The organism is Thermoanaerobaculia bacterium (genome assembly GCA_018057705.1).
In the GTDB taxonomy this organism is placed as follows: domain Bacteria; phylum Acidobacteriota; class Thermoanaerobaculia; order Multivoradales; family JAGPDF01; genus JAGPDF01.
The window spans coordinates 1-20818 of sequence record JAGPDF010000036.1 but is presented as its reverse complement, the minus strand read 5'-3'; the positions used below and the strand labels follow the sequence as shown (position 1 = coordinate 20818).

At 69.1% G+C, this 20818-nt stretch carries 17 protein-coding genes and 1 tRNA gene; 7 read left to right on the top strand and 11 right to left on the bottom strand.

Annotated elements, in window-relative coordinates:
* Window positions 1-1229: 1229 nt before the first annotated feature.
* The 6 genes from KBI44_12510 to rsgA all read left to right on the top strand — a co-directional run bounded on the left by KBI44_12510 (window position 1230) and on the right by rsgA (window position 9497).
* Window positions 1230-2624, top strand: a complete 1395-nt coding sequence (locus KBI44_12510; protein MBP9145299.1) for a pre-peptidase C-terminal domain-containing protein — start codon at window positions 1230-1232, stop codon at window positions 2622-2624.
* A 233-nt stretch (window positions 2625-2857) separates the two neighbouring features.
* On the top strand, window positions 2858-3985 hold the full coding sequence (locus KBI44_12505; GenBank protein ID MBP9145298.1) for a type IV pilus twitching motility protein PilT: 1128 nt from the start codon (window positions 2858-2860) through the stop codon (window positions 3983-3985).
* A 3-nt stretch (window positions 3986-3988) separates the two neighbouring features.
* Window positions 3989-5194: a type II secretion system F family protein gene (locus tag KBI44_12500; protein MBP9145297.1), complete on the top strand. Its 1206-nt coding sequence runs from the start codon at window positions 3989-3991 to the stop codon at window positions 5192-5194.
* A gap of 87 nt (window positions 5195-5281) precedes the next feature.
* Window positions 5282-6958 (top strand): PAS domain S-box protein, encoded by a 1677-nt coding sequence (locus KBI44_12495; GenBank protein MBP9145296.1) that lies wholly within the window; start codon window positions 5282-5284, stop codon window positions 6956-6958.
* A 3-nt stretch (window positions 6959-6961) separates the two neighbouring features.
* A complete protein-coding gene (locus KBI44_12490; protein MBP9145295.1) occupies window positions 6962-8341 on the top strand; it encodes a sigma-54-dependent Fis family transcriptional regulator in 1380 nt (459 codons plus the stop codon).
* Between the two features lie 37 nt (window positions 8342-8378).
* Window positions 8379-9497, top strand: coding sequence for a ribosome small subunit-dependent GTPase A (gene rsgA, locus KBI44_12485; protein MBP9145294.1), 1119 nt, complete (start codon window positions 8379-8381; stop codon window positions 9495-9497).
* Here the strand turns inward: rsgA and KBI44_12480 are convergent.
* The 3 genes from KBI44_12480 to KBI44_12470 are packed head-to-tail and all read right to left on the bottom strand — an operon-like array spanning window position 9458 to window position 12709.
* Window positions 9458-11506, bottom strand: coding sequence for a hypothetical protein (locus KBI44_12480; GenBank protein MBP9145293.1), 2049 nt, complete (start codon window positions 11504-11506; stop codon window positions 9458-9460). The genes rsgA and KBI44_12480 overlap by 40 nt on opposite strands.
* Window positions 11503-11904 carry an FmdB family transcriptional regulator gene (locus KBI44_12475; GenBank protein ID MBP9145292.1) on the bottom strand — a complete coding sequence of 134 codons (402 nt, stop codon included), beginning with the start codon at window positions 11902-11904 and terminating at the stop codon, window positions 11503-11505. Before KBI44_12475 ends, KBI44_12480 begins: the two co-directional genes overlap by 4 nt.
* A 19-nt stretch (window positions 11905-11923) precedes the next feature.
* Window positions 11924-12709, bottom strand: a complete 786-nt coding sequence (locus KBI44_12470) for a DUF4388 domain-containing protein (protein ID MBP9145291.1) — start codon at window positions 12707-12709, stop codon at window positions 11924-11926.
* 122 nt (window positions 12710-12831) lie between these two features.
* Between KBI44_12470 and KBI44_12465 the strand changes: the two genes are divergently transcribed.
* Window positions 12832-14052 carry a molybdopterin molybdotransferase MoeA gene (locus tag KBI44_12465; protein MBP9145290.1) on the top strand — a complete coding sequence of 407 codons (1221 nt, stop codon included), beginning with the start codon at window positions 12832-12834 and terminating at the stop codon, window positions 14050-14052.
* Between the two features lie 97 nt (window positions 14053-14149).
* On the opposite strand, the gene KBI44_12460 is transcribed toward KBI44_12465, so the two are convergent.
* The 8 genes from KBI44_12460 to KBI44_12425 form a co-directional block, all read right to left on the bottom strand.
* A tRNA-Sec gene (locus KBI44_12460) sits at window positions 14150-14249 on the bottom strand.
* Window positions 14250-14277: 28 nt separating this feature from the next.
* Window positions 14278-15825 carry a M20/M25/M40 family metallo-hydrolase gene (locus KBI44_12455; protein MBP9145289.1) on the bottom strand — a complete coding sequence of 516 codons (1548 nt, stop codon included), beginning with the start codon at window positions 15823-15825 and terminating at the stop codon, window positions 14278-14280.
* A gap of 198 nt (window positions 15826-16023) precedes the next feature.
* A complete protein-coding gene (locus KBI44_12450) occupies window positions 16024-16704 on the bottom strand; it encodes a YdcF family protein (GenBank protein ID MBP9145288.1) in 681 nt (226 codons plus the stop codon).
* Window positions 16701-17081: an MGMT family protein gene (locus tag KBI44_12445; GenBank protein MBP9145287.1), complete on the bottom strand. Its 381-nt coding sequence runs from the start codon at window positions 17079-17081 to the stop codon at window positions 16701-16703. The genes KBI44_12450 and KBI44_12445 overlap by 4 nt, the downstream gene beginning before the upstream one ends.
* On the bottom strand, window positions 17081-18022 hold the full coding sequence (locus KBI44_12440) for a 5-nucleotide phosphatase (protein ID MBP9145286.1): 942 nt from the start codon (window positions 18020-18022) through the stop codon (window positions 17081-17083). The genes KBI44_12445 and KBI44_12440 overlap by 1 nt, the downstream gene beginning before the upstream one ends.
* 33 nt (window positions 18023-18055) lie before the next feature.
* Window positions 18056-18994, bottom strand: coding sequence for a hypothetical protein (locus KBI44_12435; GenBank protein ID MBP9145285.1), 939 nt, complete (start codon window positions 18992-18994; stop codon window positions 18056-18058).
* 7 nt (window positions 18995-19001) lie between these two features.
* A complete protein-coding gene (locus KBI44_12430; GenBank protein MBP9145284.1) occupies window positions 19002-19898 on the bottom strand; it encodes a hypothetical protein in 897 nt (298 codons plus the stop codon).
* 45 nt (window positions 19899-19943) lie between these two features.
* Window positions 19944-20756: a formylglycine-generating enzyme family protein gene (locus KBI44_12425; protein MBP9145283.1), complete on the bottom strand. Its 813-nt coding sequence runs from the start codon at window positions 20754-20756 to the stop codon at window positions 19944-19946.
* Window positions 20757-20818 lie beyond the last annotated feature (62 nt).

Genomic DNA, 20818 nt, shown 5'->3' with positions numbered 1-20818 from the left:
TCGATTTCGTCGACGGTTTCCAGTCGGGTGACTCGATCCTCGACAACGGCACCTACAAGCTTCTTCCGACGGCCGTCGCGAGCCGCCAGTTCGCCGAGGGTTACGCCCCGGGGAATGGCCGCAGCGTCGTCGGCGTCTGGGAGTTCTCCTTCCATCGCGAAGGCACGGTCGGCACCTGGCGCGGCCGGGTCGACGCGACGAGCGGCCGCCTCATCGAGTTCCGCGACATGAACGAGTACGGCTCCGCGACCGGCGGCGCCTATCGCTCCGACCGACCGGCGACCGAAGTGGTCCTCCCGCTGCCGTGGGCGAACGTCGCGACCGGCGTCTACACGAATTCGGCCGGCATCTTCAGCGGCTCGACCGGAACGACCACCCTGCAGGGCCAGTACGTGAAGATGACCGACAGCTGCGGCACGATCTCGAAGGCTGCTGACGGCTCGGGCGTGATCGCGCTCGGCAGCGGCACCGGCACCGACTGCACGATTCCCGCGGGCGGCGGCGGCGCCGGCAACACGCACGCCACCCGCACCCAGTTCTACATGGTGAACCGCGCCAAGGAGATCGGCCGCGGCTGGTTGCCGTCGAACACCTGGCTCAACGGCTCGCTGACCGTACGGGTCAACCTGAACCAGACCTGCAACGCCTACTGGAACGGCTCGACGATCAGCTTCTTCCGCTCGGGCGGCGGCTGCGCCAACACCGGCGAGCTGCCGGGCGTCTCGCTCCACGAGTGGGGCCACGGCCTCGACTCGAACGACGGCAACGGCTCCTCCGCCGAGAACGGGACGGGCGAGACCTACGGTGACTTCTCGGCCGCGCTGTTCACCCACAACTCCTGCATCGGCAACGGCTTCCTCGGCACCTCGAACTGCGGCGGCTACGGCAACGCCTGCACCAGCTGTTCGGGCGTGCGGGACATCGACTACGCCAAGCACGCCGCCAACACCCCCTCGACGGTGTCGAACTTCACCCAGTTGCGCTGCCCCACCAGCACCAACTATCAGGGACCCTGCGGTCGCGAGGGGCACTGCGAGTCGTACGTCTCCTCGGAGGCGCTGTGGGACTTCGCCAATCGCGATCTGCCGAGCCCCGGCTCCGGCGCCGCCTGGGCGACGGCCGACCGCCTCTGGTACCTGTCGCGCTCGACGGCGACCAAGGGCTTCAACTGCACCGCGACGGGAACCTGGTCGTCCAACGGCTGCTTCACCGGTTCCTACTTCCGCTCGATGCGCGCCGTGGATGACGACAACGGCAATCTGACCGACGGCACGCCGCACGGCGGCGCTCTCGGCGCGGCGTTCAACCGGCACGGCATCGCCTGCACCACCGACACCGGCTGGAACACGACCTTCGCCGGCGTGACGCCGCCCGCCGTCCCGGCCCTCACGGTGACCGCCGGCAACAACTCGGCGGCGCTCTCGTGGAGCGGCTCGACCGGCGTCTACGACATCTATCGCAATGAAGCCGGCTGCAGCGCCGGCTTCACCAAGGCGGCGAACGACGTCAGTGGTTCGAGCTACAACGACACTGCGGTCGCCAACGGCGTCACCTATTACTACCAGGTCGTCGCGCAGCCTTCGGGCAACGAGGCCGCGGCCTCGGCGCCGTCGACCTGCCGCTCCGTGACCCCGGCTGGCGGAAGCTGCACGCCGCCGGCGGCGCCGACCGGCGTCGCGGCGACCTCGTCGAGCCAGACCGCGGCGAGCGTCTCCTGGACGGCCTCTTCGGGTGCGACCTCGTATTCGATCTCGCGTTCGACCACCAGCGGCGGACCGTACACTGCGGTCGGCTCCTCGGCGGCGAGCCCGTTCTCGAACACCGGACTCACCTGCAACACGACGTACTACTACGTGGTCTCGGCCTCGAACGGCAGCTGCTCTTCGGGAAACTCGACGCAGGCATCCGTGACCACCGCGGCCTGTACCCCGGGCGGGACGACGCTCACGAACGGCGTGCCGGTCACCGGCATCTCCGGTGCTGCGGCGAGCCAGCAGAGCTGGACGATGGCCGTGCCTGCGGGCGCCTCCAACCTGGTCTTCCAGACCTCGGGCGGCACCGGCGACGCGGACATGTACGTTCGCTTCGGCTCGGCTCCGACCCTCACGACCTATGACTGCCGCCCGTACGCCTCCGGCAACGCCGAGACCTGCACCTTCGCAGCGCCGGGCACGGGCACCTACTACGTCATGCTGAACGGGTACTCGGCTTACTCGGGTCTGTCGCTGGTCGGCAGCTACAGCACCGGCGGGGGCGGTTGCACGGCGACCACCGAGGTCGAAGCGAACAACAGCCGCACGGCGCCGCAGGCGATCTCCGGGGCTTGCAACCAGATCTCGGGCAACTTCACCAACGACGCTTCGTCGAACCAGAACGACTACTTCCGCCTCTCGCTGCCGGCGGGAGCGACGGTCACGGCGCTGCTCAACGGCCTGACGGTCGACTATGACCTCTACATCTACAACTCGACCGGTGGCAGCGCGGTGGCAAGCTCGACGGCCGGCGGCTCGACCGCCGAGACGGCGAGCTGGAAGAACACCGGTACTTCGGCGATCAACGTCTACGTCCGGGTCTATCGCTACTCCGCAACCAAGACGACTTATCAGCTGAAGGTCAGCTACTGAGGACGAGTCGCCGGGCCTCGAGGGTCCGGCAGGTCGAGGCCCGCGGTGTTCGCACCGCGGGCCTTTTCCTTTCTGCCCGGCCTCTTTCCCGGTCTCACCTTGCTGCCGGAACTCCCCCGGAACTCCAACAATTGCCGCGACTTGCGGTGTGGCGCACGCTGTGGCGGCGGGCCCGACCTTCGTGTACACTCGCCCGTGACATTTCTTGTCGCAGAGGTTTTTCGGAGGAGGCTATGCCGCCGACCTTGAATCAGATGCTGAAGACGATGGTCGAGCAGGGAGGGTCGGATCTCCACATCACGACCAACTCCCCGCCACAGGTCCGCATCGACGGCGTGCTGAAGCCGCTGAATCTCCCGCCGCTCACGCCGACAGAGACCAAGCAGATCGCCTACTCGATCCTGACGGACAATCAGAAGCACCGCCTGGAGGAGGATCTCGAGCTCGACTTCTCTTTCGGCATCAAGGGGTTGGCGCGCTTCCGGGCGAACGTCTTCCATCAGCGCGGCGCGATCGCCGCGGCCTTCCGGCAGATTCCTTACGAGATCCGCAGTTTCCGCGAGCTCGGCCTGCCGGCGGTCGTGGAGAAGATCTGCGAGAAGCCCCGCGGACTCGTTCTGGTCACCGGCCCGACCGGCTCCGGCAAGTCGACCACGCTCGCCGCGATGCTCGACAAGGTGAACCGCGAACGCGCCGAGCACATCGTGACGATCGAGGATCCGGTCGAATATCTGCACAGCCACAAGAAGTGCATCGTCAACCAGCGCGAGTTGCACGCCGACACCCACAGCTTCGCCAATGCCCTGCGCTCGAGCCTGCGCCAGGATCCCGACGTCGTCCTGATCGGCGAGGTCCGCGACTTCGAGACGGTCGAGTCGGCGCTGCGGATCGCCGAGACCGGCCATCTCACCTTCGCGACCCTGCACACCAACTCTGCCGCGCAGACGATCAACCGCATCGTGGACATCTTCCCGGCCCATCAGCAGGGCCAGATCCGGGTGCAGCTGTCCTTCGTGCTCGAAGGCATCCTCTGCCAGTCGCTCCTGCCGCGGGCCACCGGCAAGGGCCGGGCGCTGGCGATGGAGATCCTCGTGCCGAACGCCGCGATCCGCAATCTCATCCGCGAGGACAAGGTCCATCAGATCTACGGCATGATGCAGACCGGACAGGCGAAGTACGGAATGCAGACCTTCAACCAGGCCCTGGCCGCCCTCTACTTCAAGCGCATGATCAGCCTGCAGACCGCCTTGAACCGCTCCTCCTATCCGGAGGAGCTGCAGGAGATCATTTCGCGCGGCCCCACATCCCTCAACCCGAACATGATCGAGGGCGCCGGCGCGCCGGTTGCGCAAAGGAGCTAAGCCATGCCCAGCTTCGTCTGGAAGGGAAAGAACCGCTTCGGCGCATTTCAGGAAGGTGTCCTGATCGCCGACACGCGCGATGCCGCGACCGCCATCCTCCGGCGGCAGAACGTGCAGCTGACCTCGATCAAGGAGAAGGGCCGGGAGCTACGGCTGATGCCGAAGTTCCCGACCGGGGTCAACGCCAAGCGGGTAGCGATCTTCACGCGCCAGTTCTCGGTCATGCTCGACGCCGGTCTGCCGCTCGTGCAGTGTCTCGAGATCCTGGGCGAGCAGGAGGAGCACCGCACCTTCCGCGAGATCATCAACCAGGTGCGCTCCGACGTCGAGTCCGGATCCAACCTCGCCGACGCGATGCGGAAGCACCCGAAGGCCTTCGACAATCTCTACGTATCGATGATCGCCGCCGGCGAAGCAGGCGGTATCCTGGACGTCATCCTGCAGCGCCTTGCGACCTACATCGAGAAGGTCGTGCGGCTGAACTCGCAGGTGAAGTCGGCGATGATCTATCCGGTCTCGATCATCGTGATCGCGGCGGGCGTCGTGGCGATCATCCTCTGGAAGGTGATCCCGGTGTTCGCGCAGATGTTCGCGGGCCTCGGAGGAGAGCTGCCCTTCCTGACGCGGGTCGTCGTCGGAGCGAGCAACTTCCTCGGCCGGTTCATCATTCCACTCGCCATCGGCATCGCCCTCCTCATCACGGCGGTCAAGCGGTACCACAAGACGCCGAGCGGACGGCGGGTCATCGACGGGTTGACGCTCAAGGTGCCGGTCGTCGGCATGCTGGTGCGGAAGATCGCGGTCGCCCGCTTCTGCCGGACGCTGTCGACGCTGACCGCTTCCGGCGTTCCGATCCTCGACGGCCTCGAGATCACCGCCAAGACCTCGGGCAACGCCATCGTCGAAGATGCGATCATGGCCGTCCGCAAGAGCGTCGAAGAGGGCAAGACGATCTCCGGACCACTCGCCGAGACCAAGGTCTTCCCGGCGATGGTCGTCCAGATGGTCAACGTCGGCGAGCAGACCGGCGCCCTCGACCAGATGCTCGCGAAGATCGCCGACTTCTACGAGGATGAAGTGGACACCGCCGTCGCAGGTCTCATGAAGCTCCTCGAGCCCGTCATGATCGTCATCCTCGGCGGCATCATCGGCACCATCGTCACCGCCATGTACATGCCGATGTACTCCATTCTGCAGAAGATCGAATAGGCGGCCGCAGACGAAGCTCACCCGACCGGCACCACCCGCCGCTCCAGGGAGGGGGATCACCCCCTCCCTTTTTGATCTCTCTCGCCCATGAGCACGGCCGCGCGCGCACTGCCCAATCTCGACCGTCACCTCCGCTGGCTGATCGCCTTCCGGCTGGTGATGATCTCGAGCGTCCTGCTCTCGTATCTCGTCTTCGAGCTCTCCTCGCGCGGCGAATTGCCGGAGTTCAACCTGCTCTTCGTGCTCGTCGCGGCGACCTATATCGCGAGCATCGTGCACATCGGCCTGCTGACGATGCTCGCGGCGCGCCCCCTCTGGCACGCCTACGTCCAGTTCGCGGGCGATCTCCTGCTGGTGAGCGGGCTGGTCTACTTCTTCGGCGGCATCACCAGTCCGTTCTCGATGCTCTATCTGGTCGTGATCATGGTGTCGGCGGTCATTCTGAATCGGCGCGCCGCCCTCACCATCGCCGGGCTCGCCTACATCCTCTATGCCACGCTCCTCGCCGCGCTGGCACGGAACTGGCTGCCGGCGCTCTCGGTGCTGCCCACCGACCTCGAGCTCTCCTTCCGGATCTCCTACAATCTGGCGGTTCACCTGTTCGGCTTCTATGCGGTGGCTTTGCTGACCTCCTACCTCGGCGAGAGCGCGTCGCGGGCCGAAGAAGAGCTCGCACAGAAGACCGGCAGCCTCGCCGACCTCGAGGTCTTTCATCGCAATGTGATCCAGTCGATCTCCAGTGGCCTGATCTCGACCGACCTCGAGTCCCGGGTGACCTCCGTGAACCGCGCTGCGCTCGAGATCCTGAACACCACCGAAGCCGCCCTCCTGGGCAGACCGCTCCCCGAGAGCCGGCTGTTCTCGCAAGAGGAGTGGAGCGCCGCGGCGTCGGCGACGAGTGCCGACCGACGAACGAGGTCGGAGCTCGTGGTGGAGCGTGGCGACGAGCGTCTGCCGATCGGATTCACCGTCACCCGCCTGACCGACGCTCACGAGGTTCCAGCCGGCTGGATCGTCGTCTTTCAGGACCTCTCCCAATGGCGCCGGTTACAGGAGGAGCTGCGGCTCAAGGACCGCATGGCCGCGGTCGGCGAGCTCGCAGCCGGTCTGGCGCACGAGGTCGGCAATCCGCTCGCCGCGATCTCCGGGTCCGTTCAGCTGCTCTCCGGATCACTCGCCGCCGGGCCGCAGGAGCGCCGGCTCCTCGACATCATCGTCAAGGAGAGTCTCCGCCTCGACCGGACGATCAAGGGCTTCCTGCGCTTCGCCCGTCCGCGCGAGCGCGCCGCCGCGAGGTTCGACATCGCCGCCCTGCTGGCCGAGAACACGGCGTTGCTGCGCAACTCCGAGGAGGCCACTGGGCGGCACGAGTTCATCCTCGAGCTCGATCCGCAATCGACGCCGCTCACCGGCGATCCCGACCAGATCAGCCAGATCTTCTGGAATCTCGCGCGCAACGCCCTGCGCGCCATGCCTGACGGCGGGCAGCTGCGGATCCGCGGCCGGCTCCGGGGCGAGTCCTACAGCATCGAGTTCTCCGACACCGGCCACGGTATGTCCGAGGAGCAGCGCGCCAAGCTCTTCCATCCGTTCCAGAGCTTCTTCGACTCCGGTACCGGCATCGGGATGGCCATCGTCTACCGCATCGTCCAGGAGCACGGCGGCTCGATCCAGGTGGAGAGCCAACCCGCGGCAGGCACCCGGATCGTGGTCTCCCTTCCCGTCCTCAGTCCGGCGGCCGTGCCGGTCGCTACGGAGGCCTGAGTGATGATCGGGAGCATTCTGATCGTCGACGACGAGGCGAGCCTTCTCGATTTCCTGTCCGTCCTCTGCACCAGCGAAGGGCTTCAGGTGGCCACCGCCCGCTCGGTGCGCGAGGCCCGGGAGCAGCTCGCCGAGCGCACCCCCGACCTGGTGCTGTGCGACATGATGATGCCGGACGGCAACGGCCTCGAACTGCTGAAGGAGATCAAGGCTGGCGAGTCGCGCACCTCGGTCATCATGATGACCGCCTACACGTCCACGAAGAACGCCATCGACGCGATGAAACTGGGCGCCTACGACTACGTGCCCAAGCCGTTCGACATCGACGAGCTCAAGGCGGTGCTGCAGCGCGCTCTCGAGAAGAACCGGCTCTATGAAGAGAACACCTACCTGCGGCGCGAGCTCGAGCAGCGCTACGCATTCAAGAACATCATCGGGCGCAGCCCGCGGATGCAGGCGATCTTCGGCCTCATCGAACGCGTCGCCCGCACCGCCTCGACCGTCCTGATCCACGGCGAGAGCGGCACGGGCAAGGAGCTCATCGCCCGCGCCATCCACTTCTCGAGCCCCCGGGCCACCCAGCGCGTCCTGTCGATCAACTGCGGCGCCATGCCCGAGAACCTTCTCGAGAGCGAGCTCTTCGGCCACGAGCGCGGCTCCTTCACCGGCGCGCTGCGCGACAAGAAGGGTCTCTTTCAGGAGGCCAGCCACGGCACGCTCTTTCTCGACGAGATCGGCGAGATGAGCCTGCCGATGCAGGTCAAGCTTCTGCGCGTGCTGCAGGAGAAGGTCGTCCGGCGGGTCGGCGGCTCGAGCGAGGACCCTGTGGACGTCCGGATCATTGCGGCCACCAACCAGAATCTGGTGGAGAAGATCGGCCGCGGAGAGTTCCGCGAGGATCTGTTCTACCGTATCAACGTCATTCCGATCTCGATTCCCCCGCTGCGCGCGCGGCGGGAGGACATCCCTCTGCTGGTCGACCACTTCCTGCACAAGTACAGCGCCGCCCTGGGCGTGCCGGCGAAACGCATCTCGGCCGAGGCCATGCGCCTTCTCGAAGGACACAGCTGGCCCGGCAACGTACGCGAGCTCGAGAACCTGATCGAGCGCGCGATCGCCCTCTCGACTGGCAGCGCCATCACCGCCGCGGACCTCCCCACGTCGCTCGCCGGCTCCGGAACGCGCGACGAACAGGGGGTTGCACTGCCGCCCGAGGGCATCGATCTCGAAGGCCTGCTCGAGGGCATTCGCGCCGACGTCATGCGGCAGGCCCTCGAGCGCAGCGGCGGCGTCCAGACCCAGGCGGCCGAGCTTCTGCGGATGAGCTTCCGCTCGTTCCGCTACTACGCGCGCAAGGCCGGCATCACCGGCGTTCAGGACTGATCGCCGGGATGACTCTCTCCGGGGCGGGCCGCTGACCATGGACGAGCACGAGTTCGACGATCTCCCTCTGCGCCAGAAGCGCGGGCAACGGCGCTCGGAGGGTATCGATCGCCGGGCCGAGCGCCTGCGCGCTCCGGCGCCGGTGCAGCGTCCCGCCGACCCGACCTTGCCCTGCGCCCAGACAGTCTCTTCATCCTCGTCCGAAGCCGCGGTCGATCCGGTCGTCGCCGGCGAGGGGCTGGTCGTCGCGATCACGCGCGGACAGTGCGAGGTCGAGATGGACGGCGAGATCGTGCCCTGCCACCTGCCGAAGGCTCTCGCCATGGTGCAGAAGAGCGATCTCGCAGTGGGCGACCGCCTGCGCGTGGCGCGGCGGCCCAACGGCGAACTGGTGGTTGCCCAGGTCCTGCCGCGCCAGAGCCGGCTCTCGCGCCCGGATCCACTGCTCGCCCACCGCGAGCGTGTTCTGGCGGCCAACATCGACCTCGCGGTAGTCGTCACCGCCCTGCGCAAGCCGGCTCTGGCGACCGGGCTGCTGGACCGCTTTCTCGTCGCGCTCGCCCACGGCGGCGTACCCGCAGCGATCGTGGTCAACAAGTTCGATCTGGCGGAAGCACCGCCCGCCCAACCCTCCGACACCGCCGGCGATCCGGAGCTGGCGCGGCTCGCGCCCTATCGCGCATTGCGCATTCCGTTCCTCTTCTGTTCGGCGAAGACCGGACTGGGGATCGAAGAGCTGCGCGACCTGCTCGCCGCGAAGACGGTGGTCTTCGTCGGCCACAGCGGCGTCGGCAAGAGCTCGCTCCTCTCCGCGCTCTCGCCCGAGCTCGACGTGCGGGTGGGAGAGGTTTCGGCGATGAACGCGCGCGGCCGCCACACCACGACCCGGGCGCGGATCTACCGACTGCCGAACGAGACGCGGATCATCGACACCCCGGGCATTCGCGAGTTCGGTCTCTGGAAGCTTTCCCGCGAGGAGCTCTCCGGCTACTTCGAGGAGTTCGAGGAGCTCTCGCCGCAGTGCCGGTTCAACGATTGCAGCCACTCGCACGAGCCCCAATGCGCCGTGCGCGAAGCCGCGGCGTCCGGCGCTCTGGACACCAGCCGTTACGAGACCTATTTGCGGATTCTGGCGTCGCTGTCCGCCGAACGCTGACCTTCGCCGGGCGTCTGAGCTACCGGAGCCGACGGCGGGAGAACCGGCAGCATGGCCTGCCAGACGCCGAACCCCGACGAGCCGAGCAGCAGGCGATCGCTGGTCACCAGCGCCGACAGCGTCTCGCGTGCCGGGTACGGCAGATCGATCGCCAGCCAGGCGCCCTCGCCCTTTTCCCCGCCGGGACCGGCCCTCTCGGGCAAAGCCAGCAGCGACAGGGCGCCGTGCGCTTCGACCAGATAGGGAAAGCGCTCGCTGCCGGTAGCGATCGTCCGGAGCGGACCCGGGCGCAGCGGCATCCAGGCGCCCGTGCCGGTGTCGCGACGGAAGAGCCCGCCCCTTCCGGAATAGTGCAGGTCGCCCGACACGCTGAAGATCTCGCTCCCCGGCGCCGCCGCGAAGGGCAGGCTCGCGGCCTGGAGATTCCCGTCCACCATCCGCGAGAGTCCCTCGTCGTGGAGCACCCAGAGATCACCGGCCGCGAGTGCCACCGAGCGCAGAGACCGGATCCCGTGGAAACCGGAGCTCGTCGGTGGCGCCGACGGTCCGAGCGCCAGCGGACGGAAGCGAGCTTCGGGGCTCGCGGTCGAGATCTCGAAAAGGGCGTCCCGGGTGCGCGCCACGACACGCTCCGCAGTCGCCAGGAGCTGTTCGACGCGACGCTCCCCGATCTCGGCAACGCGATGGAAACGAACCGGGAGAGTCATTTCGGCGCCCCCTTCCCGCGACCGCTCGCGCTCGAAGAGTCCGCGTTCGGTGGCGACGAAGAGACGCTCGCCGGTGGAAGCCATCGCGAGAACCGTCGGAAGCTCCGAGGGCAGTGGCTCGAAGGAGCTGCCGCCGTCCGGTGAGCGGTACACCCCGGACGCCGGGCCGGCGTGGGCGACGGCCGCGAAGAGGTGGTCGCCGTCCTGGTCGAGCGCCGGCACACGCAGGTTCCGCATCGCCACCGGACGGGCGCGGAAGCTCTCGCCGCCATCGGTCGAGCTCCAGATCCCGGCGCCTTCGGTACCGATTAGGATCCGGTCCGGCTGCGCCGGATGGTAAGCGATCGCCAACACGGCCAGCGACTCCGGGGTCGTCCGCCGGAACGAGGCGCCACGATCGGTCGAGAGGAAGGCGCCGGCCACCGTTCCTGCGAGGAGGCGCTCTCCCGGCAGCACGGCCAGGCTGGGCGTCCGGCGCTCCGTCAGTCCGGTCTGGAAGCGTGTCCACTTGTCGCCCAGGCCATCGCCACGGTAGACCCAGCCGCAGGTGGAGGCCCAAAGCTCTCCCGGCCGGTCGACGGCGGGATGGAGGGAGAAAACCTCCGAATCGAGCAGCATGCCGTCGAAGACGCCGCGCCAGGTCAGGCCGCCGTCTTCGCTGCGGTAGGCCTGGCGCCAGGTACCCGCAACGACGATCTGCGGCCGCTGCCGGTCGACGTGCAGGCTCGAGACATGGATCAGGCCGGGGAGATCGCGACCGACGGGACGAAAAGCGAGACCGGCGTCGTCGGAGAGCTCGACCCCGGCGCGCGTGCCGGCGAAGAGCCGGTCCGGGACACCCGGTACCGTCGCCAGGGCGTAGACCTGGGCCTCGCCACTGGCGCTCCCGGGACGCACCGTCCAGGTCGCGCCGCGGTCGTCGGAGAACGCCACCCGGCCGCCGCCCCAGATGCCCCAGAGTCCCGCCCAGAGTCGCTCCGGCCGATTCGCGTCGAACACCAGCGTGCCGACCACCCAGCTCGGGAACGGGATCTCGACACCGGCGTTGCGGAAGCTCGCACCGCCGTCCTCCGACAGGTAGACGTGCCCGGCCGAGGTTCCGGCGAAGGCGCGCTCGGGATTCGACGGATCGAATACCAGGCTGCGGATGTCGGCGCCATAGAGCGGCACCGGGTGAAGGTCGAGCCCGGTGGCCGGAAGCGCCGCGGCAGCGAAACCCGCCAGGAGCGCAACGACACCGCGGCCGATCGCGCGCCGGGAGCGAGCGGAGAACGGCTCGCGGCGCCTGCCGGAACCGATCACGCGCCTCCCGATCCCGCCGGGGTCTTGCCGGCGGCGGGAGGGGCGGGGGCCGACGATGGGGTGCTCGAAGAGGCCGAGTCCGGCGCCGAGCTGCCGCCGCCGCTGTCCGACCCCGCGCCTGCGCTCTTGGCGGTGCCGGCCTCGCTGCTCTTCTCCCCCGCCTTGTCGGCGGCCTTGTCCGACCCGCCCCGCGGCGAGGTGCCCTCCGTGCCGCCCGATTTCTTGGCGTAGTCGGTCAGGTAGAAACCGCTGCCCTTGAACTGAATCGACGGCGCGGACGGGAGCTTGCGCATCGGCGCGCCACAGCTCGGGCAGACGATCTCCGACAGGTCGCCGAAGCGCTGCAGGATCTCGGTGCGCTCACCGCACGACTCGCAGAGATATTCGTAAAGCGGCATCTTTCGACCTCTTGCCCGGTCAGCCTTCGGGACGCAGCTTGATCTTGATGACTCCCGGCGCCGCCGCCGGTTCGGCGACCCCGACCTTCCGAATCAGCTGAAGCACACTATAGGCGTAGAGGAGCCTGGCGTTCTCCGGCGGCGCGAGCGGGCCCTTGGTGGCGAGCTCGTAGACCGTCCGCTTGCCGTCGACCATGGCGAGGAGCTTGTACTCCTCGGCATCGAGCGCCACTTCGATCAGGTCTTCGAGTTTGTAGGAGGGCACGAAGAGCGTGTCCTTGCCGCCCATCCTGGTGACCAGCGACTTGGCGTTCGCCGCCCGCTTGACGCCCTGAACCACGACCTGCCGGAGGGGGATCTGAATGCGCACCAGTTCGCGCGTGTCGAGGGCGCCGAGGTGAAAGGTGACGGTGCCCTCCTCCCAGGCGAAAAGGCTCCAGACGATCGCTTCGACGTGCTCGCGGATCGCCTGAAAGACCTGCGCCGGGGCGAGCGTGCCCTGTTCGATCAGTACCTCTCCGAGCCGCTTGTTCCCCGCTCCGCGATTCGCCATCGCGACATGGAAGTCCCCCTCCGAGAGCTTGCCGGAGCGTCGCAGGTAGCCGCCGAGGCTGTCGGCGAGATCGGACGACGCGGCGTGCACGACGTAGCCGTTCTCGAGAAAGATCCGTTTGGCGACATCGCCGAGCACGGCCTCGATCACCCCGGCGACCCGCGTCTGGTGGATGATCGCGAGCATCTCCGGCAGCGCCGTCTGTCGCAGGTCGCCGCGGTACTGGGAGGTGCGTTCCAAGGGTCGGTCCATCGAATCCCGGATCATACCGTGCGCGCCTTCGGATGCTGCGGCTGCCCGCCGTAACCGCCCTCCGGGGCCGATGACGCTGCCGGAAGTTGCCGCCGACCCGACCCTCTGATAGGACACCCTTCATGATCGATCCCGAAGCCGCCTGGGCGAAGCTCCTGCCGCACCTCGGCCCGCTCCCCGCCGAGCGCCTCTCCCGCCGGCGGGCGGCGGGGCGCCGGCTCGCCGCCGCAACCGTCGCCACCACCGACCTGCCGCCGTGCGACCTCTCCGCCCTCGACGGCTTCGCACTCGCGGGCGCGAGCGCCGACGAGGGCTGGTTTCCGATCGCCGGCACCCGATTCGCCGGCGACCGCGACGAGCCGGGATTCGCCGGCACGCTCGCCCAGGGCTGGGCGTTGCGCATCATGACCGGCTCGGCCGTGCCGAACGGAGCGGACCGCGTCATTGCGGTGGAGGAGACGGTGTGCGCGGGCGAACGGGTGCGGCCGACCGCCGAGGTCGCTGTTGGCGCCGCCATTCGGCGGCGAGGGGAGATTGTCCGTCAGGGCGCTCCGCTGCTGTCCGCGGGTGCGCTTCTCACCCCGGCGGCGCTCGCGCTCCTCGCCAGCCAGGGCATCGGCGAGGTCGAAGTCCACCGCGCGCCGCGCCTGGCACTTCAGCTCACCGGCAACGAGATCGTGCCGCCCGAGGCGACTCCGGCACCCGGCCAGCTGCGCGACTCCCACAGCGATTTTCTCGTCGCGGAGCTCGAGCGGATGAACCTGCCCGTGCGTCCGCTCGGGATCGCGCGCGACGACCTCGATGGCCTGACGACGAGCCTGCGAGCCGGCCTCGAGGGCCGGGACGTCCTGCTCTGCTGCGGTGGCGTCTCGATGGGCGAGGCCGACTTCCTGGCGCCCGCTCTCGCCCGGCTCGGCTTCGAGACGCTCTTCCATGGTGTGGCGATCCAGCCCGGGAAGCCGCTCCTCGTCGCCCATCGCTCCGGCGCCGATGGCGCGCAGCTGGTCTTCGGCCTGCCGGGAAATCCGGCCTCGGTGATGGTCGCCTGGTGGCTCTTCGTCCGCCCGGCGCTCGAGCGCCTGCTGGGAGGACCGGCGGGCTGCTGGGAATCCGCACTGCCCGGCAACCTCGGCAGCCCCCTCGGCGCCGGCCGCAAGCGCGACCGCTTCGTGCCGGCATCCTTGCGAAACGAGGGCGGCCGGCCGATCCTCACGCCGATCTCACCCAAGGGCTCGCACGACCTGCTCGCCTTCGGCCTGGCGGGGGCCCTGGTGCGCATCCGGGCAAGTGCCCCGGCGGTGGTGGCCGGCGCCCCCTGCGAGTGGATGCATCTCGATCGCTGAAAAGAGCGCCGGCGAGCCGGCCGGCGCTTCGGTTTCGACTGCGATCGGCGGGGCGGCGGGGCGGCGGCAACGGCGAGAGAGGCGAGAGAGGCGAGAGTGGCGGAAGCGCATGGGAATCGAACCCACCCCCGTCGCCGCAACCGGCGCCGGACTACGGTTTTGAAGACCGCGAGAGGCACCAGCCCCCGAGCGCTTCCGAACGCATTCTAGCCTCGCGTCCGTCTTCTACGGTTTCGCCATCCCCGTCGCAGCCGCCGGAGCCGCGGCGGGAGCCGCTGCCGGGGCCTCCGCCGGCTTCCTCTTCTCGGCTTTCTTCGGCGGCTCCACCGGCATGGGCTTCCTCGGAAACGGGCCGTCGAGCATCGCGGCCTGGTAGAGGAAGCTCGCCATGACGACTGCGGCCTGCTTGAGATCCGCCGGGTCGAGGTGCTCGTAGGTGTCGATGTGCGAATGGTGCGTGCGCGTGCTGTAGTCGCGCGCGTCCTGGATGAACTGAAAACCGGGGAGGCCGACGCCGTCGAACGCAACGTGGTCGGTCGAGCCGGTGTTCTCCATCGTCACGGTGGTGACACCCAGATCCTTCAACGGCTCGATGAACTGCTCGAAGAGCAACTTCGCCCCGAGGTTCTCCTGGGCGTAGATCCCGTGCACCCGGCCGCCACCGTTGTCGATGTTGAAATAGGCCGCGAGCCGGGCATGTTCCGGCTTCGGCTCGACCGGCCAGGTCGCTTTGCGCCAGCGCGGCGGAAGCGCCAGTTCGGCCTCGTCGGTCGGCTCGGGGCGCGTGGCGAAGTGCTCCTTCACATAGGCCCGCGAACCGAGCAGGCCCTGCTCCTCACCGCTCCACAGCGCGGCGCGGATCGTCCGCTTCGGCTTCACCTCGAGCGCCTTCAGGATCCGCATCGCTTCGAGCACGACCGCCGAACCGGCGGCGTTGTCGGTCGCGCCGGTGCCGGCATGCCACGAGTCGAGGTGCGCCCCGGCCATGACGACCTCGGCGCTCTTGTCGGTGCCCGGGATCTCGGCCAAGGTGTTCCACGAAGTCGTGGACTCACGATGGAACCGCGCCGCGACATCGATCGTGAGCAGGACCTCCTGCTCCCGGTCGAGAAGGCGCAGGACGCGTTCGTAAGGTTCGACCGCCATGACGAGGGCGGGCACCCCCAGCGGCTGGTTCGCGAGCCCCTGCCCGCCGCCCCCCATGACCCGCACGACCCCATGCTCGAAGGAGGAGACCTCGACGGTGGCGACCACCCCTTCGGCGACCAGCAGGTCGGCGACCTTGAGCCAGAGCTCGCGGCGCTTCTTCGCCTTCTCGCGCCACGAGTCGGCGTCGCGATCCCCCGGGATGTCGTAGCTCGCGAGGTCGTCGAGCTTCACCGCGTCGTAGCGCTCGAAGACCGGCGCCGTCGGGTCCTTGTGCTCCGGCGCCTCGGAGAGGAAGAGGATCTTGCCGGCGAGCTGCCCCTTGTGCGGCTCCAGATCCTCGACCTTCTCGATCTCGAGCAGCATCGCCTGGCCGGTCACGACCCCTGTCGTCCCCGGTGTCCAGGCCTTGGGGAGCGCCGCGAGCACCGCCGGCACCGGCGCGACCATTCGCACCTCGGCACGCGAAAAGCTCCAGCCTTCGCCGAACTCCCAGGGCTCGAGACGGGGGTTGGCGAGGCCCCACTCCTTGAACTTGCCGAGCGTCCAGTCGTTCGCCGCCTTCATCTGTGGCGAACCGGTCAGGCGCGGTCCGATGCTGTCGGTGAGATGCCCGACGATCTCCATCACCTGCGAACGCCTAAAGCCCTCGTCGCGGATGCGGCCGAGCGCCGCGAGGTCGGCCGCGGACGCGGCGGCGAGGACCGGCGCGACGGCGAACCAGGCGCACCCTCCGGCAATGGCTGTGACGACGGCAACGGCTGGCAAGGTTCGGCGCACAGGGAGGTCTCCTTTCGAGACGAGGCGGCAGATTCTAGCCGGAGATCAGGTCACTCTGCCCAGGAGCCGTTCCGACCGGATGGCGCGGCTGTAGAGCAGGCCCACGTGATACCAGTGGAGCAGGAACGCCTCGTGGGCAGCGCGCAGGAACCAGCGCGCGCTGCCGCGCTCCGGCGGGCAGTCGGCGGCCGGCGAGAGCAGCACTTCGAGGCTGAGGCCGCGCGCCATGGTGGCGGCGCGGGCCAGGTGGAGCGGATCGGAGACCAGGATCAGGCGCTGCCAACGTTCGCGGCGCAGCGTCTCCCGCACATTGAACAGGTTCTCGAGCGTGTGCCGGCTGCCGGCCTCGACGAGCACCGCCGACCCGGGGAGCCCCGCAGCGAGCAGATGATCGCGCCCGGCCTCGGCCTCGCTCACCCGACTGTCGCCCGTCACGCCGCCGGAGACGACGATCCGGGGCGCCCAGCCTTCACGAAGCAGGCGGGCGCCGTGTTCGAGGCGCGCGCGAAAGACCGGCGTCGGGCGGTTGTCGCGCAGCTCGCGTCCGAGGACGAGGATCAGGTCGGCGGGCGCGCGCTCGTCGCGACGCGCATGACGAAGGACCGCAGGGATCCGCCACGCGACCGGGAGACCGAGCCCGAGGACGGCCGAGAGCATCGCGAGCGTGATCGACGAGGGGCCGCCGGGACCCATGTCCCGCCAGAGTTTGAGCAGGGCTCGCCTCATCGGCGCTGCGCCCCGGCGTTGCGGCCCCTGCCGCGACCGCGCGGCAATCGGGGCGCGCCCGGTTGCCAGCCGAACCGCGCCAGATCGACCCGGCCCGAGAGCCCGAAGGAGACGCCCTCCTCTTCGAGCAGGTGGCGTTGGAAAGCGTCGCGGCCCGGCTCGTGCCGCGGGCTCACCTCCCCGCGGGCGTTGATGACGCGCTGCCAGGGCAGGTCGCTCTCCTCGGGCAGGGCCGCGAGCGCGTAGCCGACCTGGCGGGCGTTGCCCGGAAATCCCGCGAGGAGGGCAATCTGGCCGTAGGTCGCGACGCTCCCCGCAGGGACCTGTCCGACGACAGCGTAGAAGCGGAGCCAGCGGCTCCGGGCGGCTGAGGCCATCAGTCCTGGAGCTTCCCTGGATTGTCCGATTCCCGAGGCGCCGGCTCGTCACCACTGCCGCGCAGGCGCTCCATCTTCAGGCGCCGGACCTCCTCGGCGGAGAGCTCGCGCGCGTTCCCCAGGAGCGCCCGCTCCCACGAGCCGTAGTACGGATTCGGCAGCAGGATCCAGCTCTTCTGCCAGCGGTCGGCGAAGCGGTCCGCGAGCGCCAGGCGCGCCTCCGGCGCCGCTCGCGCGCCGCTCACGAAGTCGCCGAGATCGTCGCCGACGAGCAGCAGGATGCGAAAGGCGCTGGCCACTTCGGCGCGCCGCGTCGTCTTGTCCGAGCTCCAGTCGGGACGCTCGCCCGGGACCAGTACGGTGTCGCGATCGGCCGCCAGTGGAAAGCCGAGCGCCTCGAGGTTGGCGCGCGTCTTCGCTTCGAGGGGGGCGGCCCGATTGGTGACGTAGAAGATCGTCACGCCGCGTTCGGCGGCATAGCGCGCGAACTCGAGCGCTCCCGGCACCGGCGTCGCGCGGGCGCGGTTCACCCAGGCGCCCCAGGAGACCGCTTCGTACCGACCGCCGGCCCGGATGCGGTCGGCCTCGTAAGGGGAGTTGTCGAGCAGGGTTTCATCCACATCGGCGATGACGGCCGGTGGCAGATCGGCGAACTCGCCCTGCTGCTCGAGCGCCGCTGTCGCTCCCCGTTCGGCGAGGGCGCGGTCGAGCTCGATCCGGGCGCGCGCGAAAGCCGCGAGCGCCAGGGCGCGGTACTCGGCCGAGGTCTGCGTCCAGAGGACGCCGCCCAGCCGGTCGTCGCTCGGGGCGACCGTCAGGTCCGAAACGGCCGCAGGCGCGCTTGCCGGCGTCGTCCGCGGCTCTACCGGAACCTGCGTGCGGCAGCCGGTGGCCGCGGCCAGGAGGCACAAGGCGGTCAGGCTCGATCTGCAAAAGGACATCGGCTCCTCCAGGCTGCGAAATTCCCGCGCACTCTACCCGGATCCGCCGGCGGGTGGCACTGCGAAGTCGAGCTCCGTCACCTGCAACCGGTGATCGCTGATCCGGGTCGTTTGCAGGCGATAGCCGCGGACCGCGAGGCGGGGTCCGACGATGGTCTGGTCGATGGCGAGCAGCGGCAACCTTGCGGGCCAGGTCGATGACCACCCCGTTCCGCTGGCGTCGTAGGCGTGCCGGAAGCCCGCCGGCAGAAGGGCGAGCGCCCGCGAACGGCGCGGGGAGTTGAAGTCGCCGAGAACGAGATCGGGATCGTGCGACTCGATCATCGCGACGATGCGTTGGAGCAACGGGTCGCGAGGCACCCGCGGCGAGGAGATCACGTTCACGGCGAGGACGCCGAGCGTCCGGCCGTCGACGGCCCAGCGCACGAAGGCCGCCTGCACCTCACCTTCGCGCGCCAGCCACTCGAGATCGGAGAGCTCGCCACGGGCGAACAGTGCCATCGATCCGACCGCCGTGAGACGGAGGTCGCCGGCGAGTTGGCGGGCCAGCTCTCGCGGCGGCTTGCCGGGAGCCTCGGAGAGGAGCACCAGGTCGGCATCGAGCGGCCGCAGGACCGCCGCCGCGCGTTCGACGCCGCGCGGGAAGTCGGCTGCGTTCCAGGCGATCACCCGGAGATCGGCGCGCCTCCCGGTCTCCGATCCGGCCGGGGACACCGGGACGGCCCTTGGCAGCCAGCGATTCTCGACCACAAGGACACCGGCCGCGGGGAAGAGCGCGACCGCCAACAGGAGTCCGGCCAGCCGCCAGCGGCGACGCATCACCTCGATGATCGCAAGCAGGAGCAGGGCCACCAGGACGACGACCGAAGGCAGGTAGAAGGCCCAAGCGGTCGCCAGGGTGCGATCCCGGGCGAGCTGGCCGACCGCCCAGACAGCGAACAGCGTCAGTCCGACCGCGGGACCGAGCGGCACCGTCCGCTCAGACCGTCTTGAAGAGATACCAGCCCGGGGCGATCGGCTCGACATAGAAGAAGCTCTGTGGCGACATCTTCGGCACCCTCGCGCCGGGGCCGGCATGGAGGTATCCGACCTGGTTCGCGCCGTCGCCGCCGACCAGAAGGACCACGCAGCCTTCGCAGTCGCGGTACTTGCGGATCGCCGCGCCGAGCTTGAGCGAGCGCAGCTGCTGCGCCAGGCCGCTCGCTCTCTCCGGCGTCGCACCGTCCGTCGGAGCGATCCGGGCGTCGAAGTTCACCACGTCGAGCGCCGTCTGCGCGGCAAACTCCTTCGCGAGCGCGTCGAAGAGCGGCTGATGGGCGACGAAATGGCCCTTCAGCTCGGCGTCCGACGCGATCGTCAGATGCGAGCGGTCGAGCTCCTGCACCCCGAGCTCGTTGAGTCTTCCGGCGAGCGCGCCCTTCTCCGCTGCCACCAGGGTCTCGAAGAACTTCGGGCCGAGTTGCAGGGTACGGATCGCCTCGAGCTTCCAGGCGCCGCCCTCCGTGCGCAGGTAGGCGTACCACTCCTTGCTCACGTTGCTGTCGGTCATGGTGACGCCGAAGACAGCGTGCAGCGAGTCGCGCTCCAGCACCCGGGTGGTCACCGTCACAGCCGCCGGGAGGATCGAGCCTAAGGTCGGCGAGCGCCTGTAGAGCTCGGCGAACTCGCCGGTGGCGTGGCTCGCGAGCTCCGGGAACTCCTTCTGAACGAAGAACCGGTCGACGATCCACTCCGGCGAACCGGCGGACGGCGGCGGCGCCTTCGTGGCTGCTGCCGCTGCGGCTGGCGGAGGTTCTGGCGGGACGGCGGACGCCAGGGCCAAACCGCAGCCAACCAGCACGGACGATCCTAGGAGAACGGTGGGAAGGAGTCTCATGCGGCAATCGTAGACCACACGGCAGCCGGGCGACAGACGCCGAGCTCAAAGGGCGCGAACCAGGCGGACTCCGAGGCTGGGCCCCTGGTCTTCCGGACGATGGCTGTAGCGCACCGCGCAACGCGCGCTGTCGGCGTTGAAGGTCCAGCTCCCGCCGCGGATGACCCGCAGCTCGGCGGCGCAGGAACCGACGGGATCGGTCGCCGTGCCCGCGGCATAGGGACAGAGCTCGTCCTGGCACCACTCCCAGACGTTGCCGTGGAGGTCGAAGAGCCCCCAGGCGTTCGGGGCGTAGCTCCCGACGGGCCTCGGCCGGCCGACGAAGCTTCCGGCCGGAAAGCCGGGGTAGGGATAGCGGGCGTCGTAGTTGGCCTGCGCGCTGGTGAGGTTCGCTCCGGTGCTGAACGGGGTCGTCGTCCCGGCCCGGCAGGCGTACTCCCACTCCGCCTCGGTCGGCAACCGGAACGTCGCACCCGAGAGCCTGCCCAGCCGAACGAGAAACGCCTCGACCTCGCGCGCGTTGACGTTCTCCACCGGACAGTCGAGTCCGCAGTCGGCAAACCGGCTCGGATTCTCCCCCATGACCTGCAGCCACTGCCGCTGCGTGACCTCGTGGCGACCGAACCAGACCGGGTGCGTCAGCCGGACCCGGTGCCGACTCTCGGAGACCTCGTGCCCAGGCTCCGTCGCCGGGCTGCCCATCTCGAACTCCCCGGCGGGCAGGAGGAGGAACTCCAGCCCGGTGGCAGGTTCGATCCAGGTCGCCGGCGGCGCCCCGCAGGCGGTTGCGAAGAGTGCCAGGGCGAGACCCGGGCGTGCCGCCCGCGACGCCAGAAGCCGCAGGGCCCTCAGCGCCACAGCGTGAGGAGGAGGGTCATCCCGACCATGTAGACGAGCTGGAAGCCGGCGTCGATGAGAAA

Excerpts from the sequence above, each read along its gene's own strand:
- KBI44_12510 (MBP9145299.1), top strand. The coding sequence starts at position 1,230 with ATGCGCGCCGTGGATGACGACAACGGCAATCTGACCGACGGCACGCCG.
- KBI44_12505 (MBP9145298.1), top strand. The coding sequence starts at position 2,858 with ATGCCGCCGACCTTGAATCAGATGCTGAAGACGATGGTCGAGCAGGGA.
- KBI44_12500 (MBP9145297.1), top strand. The coding sequence starts at position 3,989 with ATGCCCAGCTTCGTCTGGAAGGGAAAGAACCGCTTCGGCGCATTTCAG.
- KBI44_12495 (MBP9145296.1), top strand. The coding sequence starts at position 5,282 with ATGAGCACGGCCGCGCGCGCACTGCCCAATCTCGACCGTCACCTCCGC.
- KBI44_12490 (MBP9145295.1), top strand. The coding sequence starts at position 6,962 with ATGATCGGGAGCATTCTGATCGTCGACGACGAGGCGAGCCTTCTCGAT.
- rsgA (MBP9145294.1), top strand. The coding sequence starts at position 8,379 with ATGGACGAGCACGAGTTCGACGATCTCCCTCTGCGCCAGAAGCGCGGG.
- KBI44_12475 (MBP9145292.1), bottom strand. The coding sequence starts at position 11,904 with ATGCCGCTTTACGAATATCTCTGCGAGTCGTGCGGTGAGCGCACCGAG.
- KBI44_12470 (MBP9145291.1), bottom strand. The coding sequence starts at position 12,709 with ATGGACCGACCCTTGGAACGCACCTCCCAGTACCGCGGCGACCTGCGA.
- KBI44_12465 (MBP9145290.1), top strand. The coding sequence starts at position 12,832 with ATGATCGATCCCGAAGCCGCCTGGGCGAAGCTCCTGCCGCACCTCGGC.
- KBI44_12455 (MBP9145289.1), bottom strand. The coding sequence starts at position 15,825 with ATGGAGATCGTCGGGCATCTCACCGACAGCATCGGACCGCGCCTGACC.
- KBI44_12450 (MBP9145288.1), bottom strand. The coding sequence starts at position 16,704 with ATGAGGCGAGCCCTGCTCAAACTCTGGCGGGACATGGGTCCCGGCGGC.
- KBI44_12445 (MBP9145287.1), bottom strand. The coding sequence starts at position 17,081 with ATGGCCTCAGCCGCCCGGAGCCGCTGGCTCCGCTTCTACGCTGTCGTC.
- KBI44_12440 (MBP9145286.1), bottom strand. The coding sequence starts at position 18,022 with ATGTCCTTTTGCAGATCGAGCCTGACCGCCTTGTGCCTCCTGGCCGCG.
- KBI44_12430 (MBP9145284.1), bottom strand. The coding sequence starts at position 19,898 with ATGAGACTCCTTCCCACCGTTCTCCTAGGATCGTCCGTGCTGGTTGGC.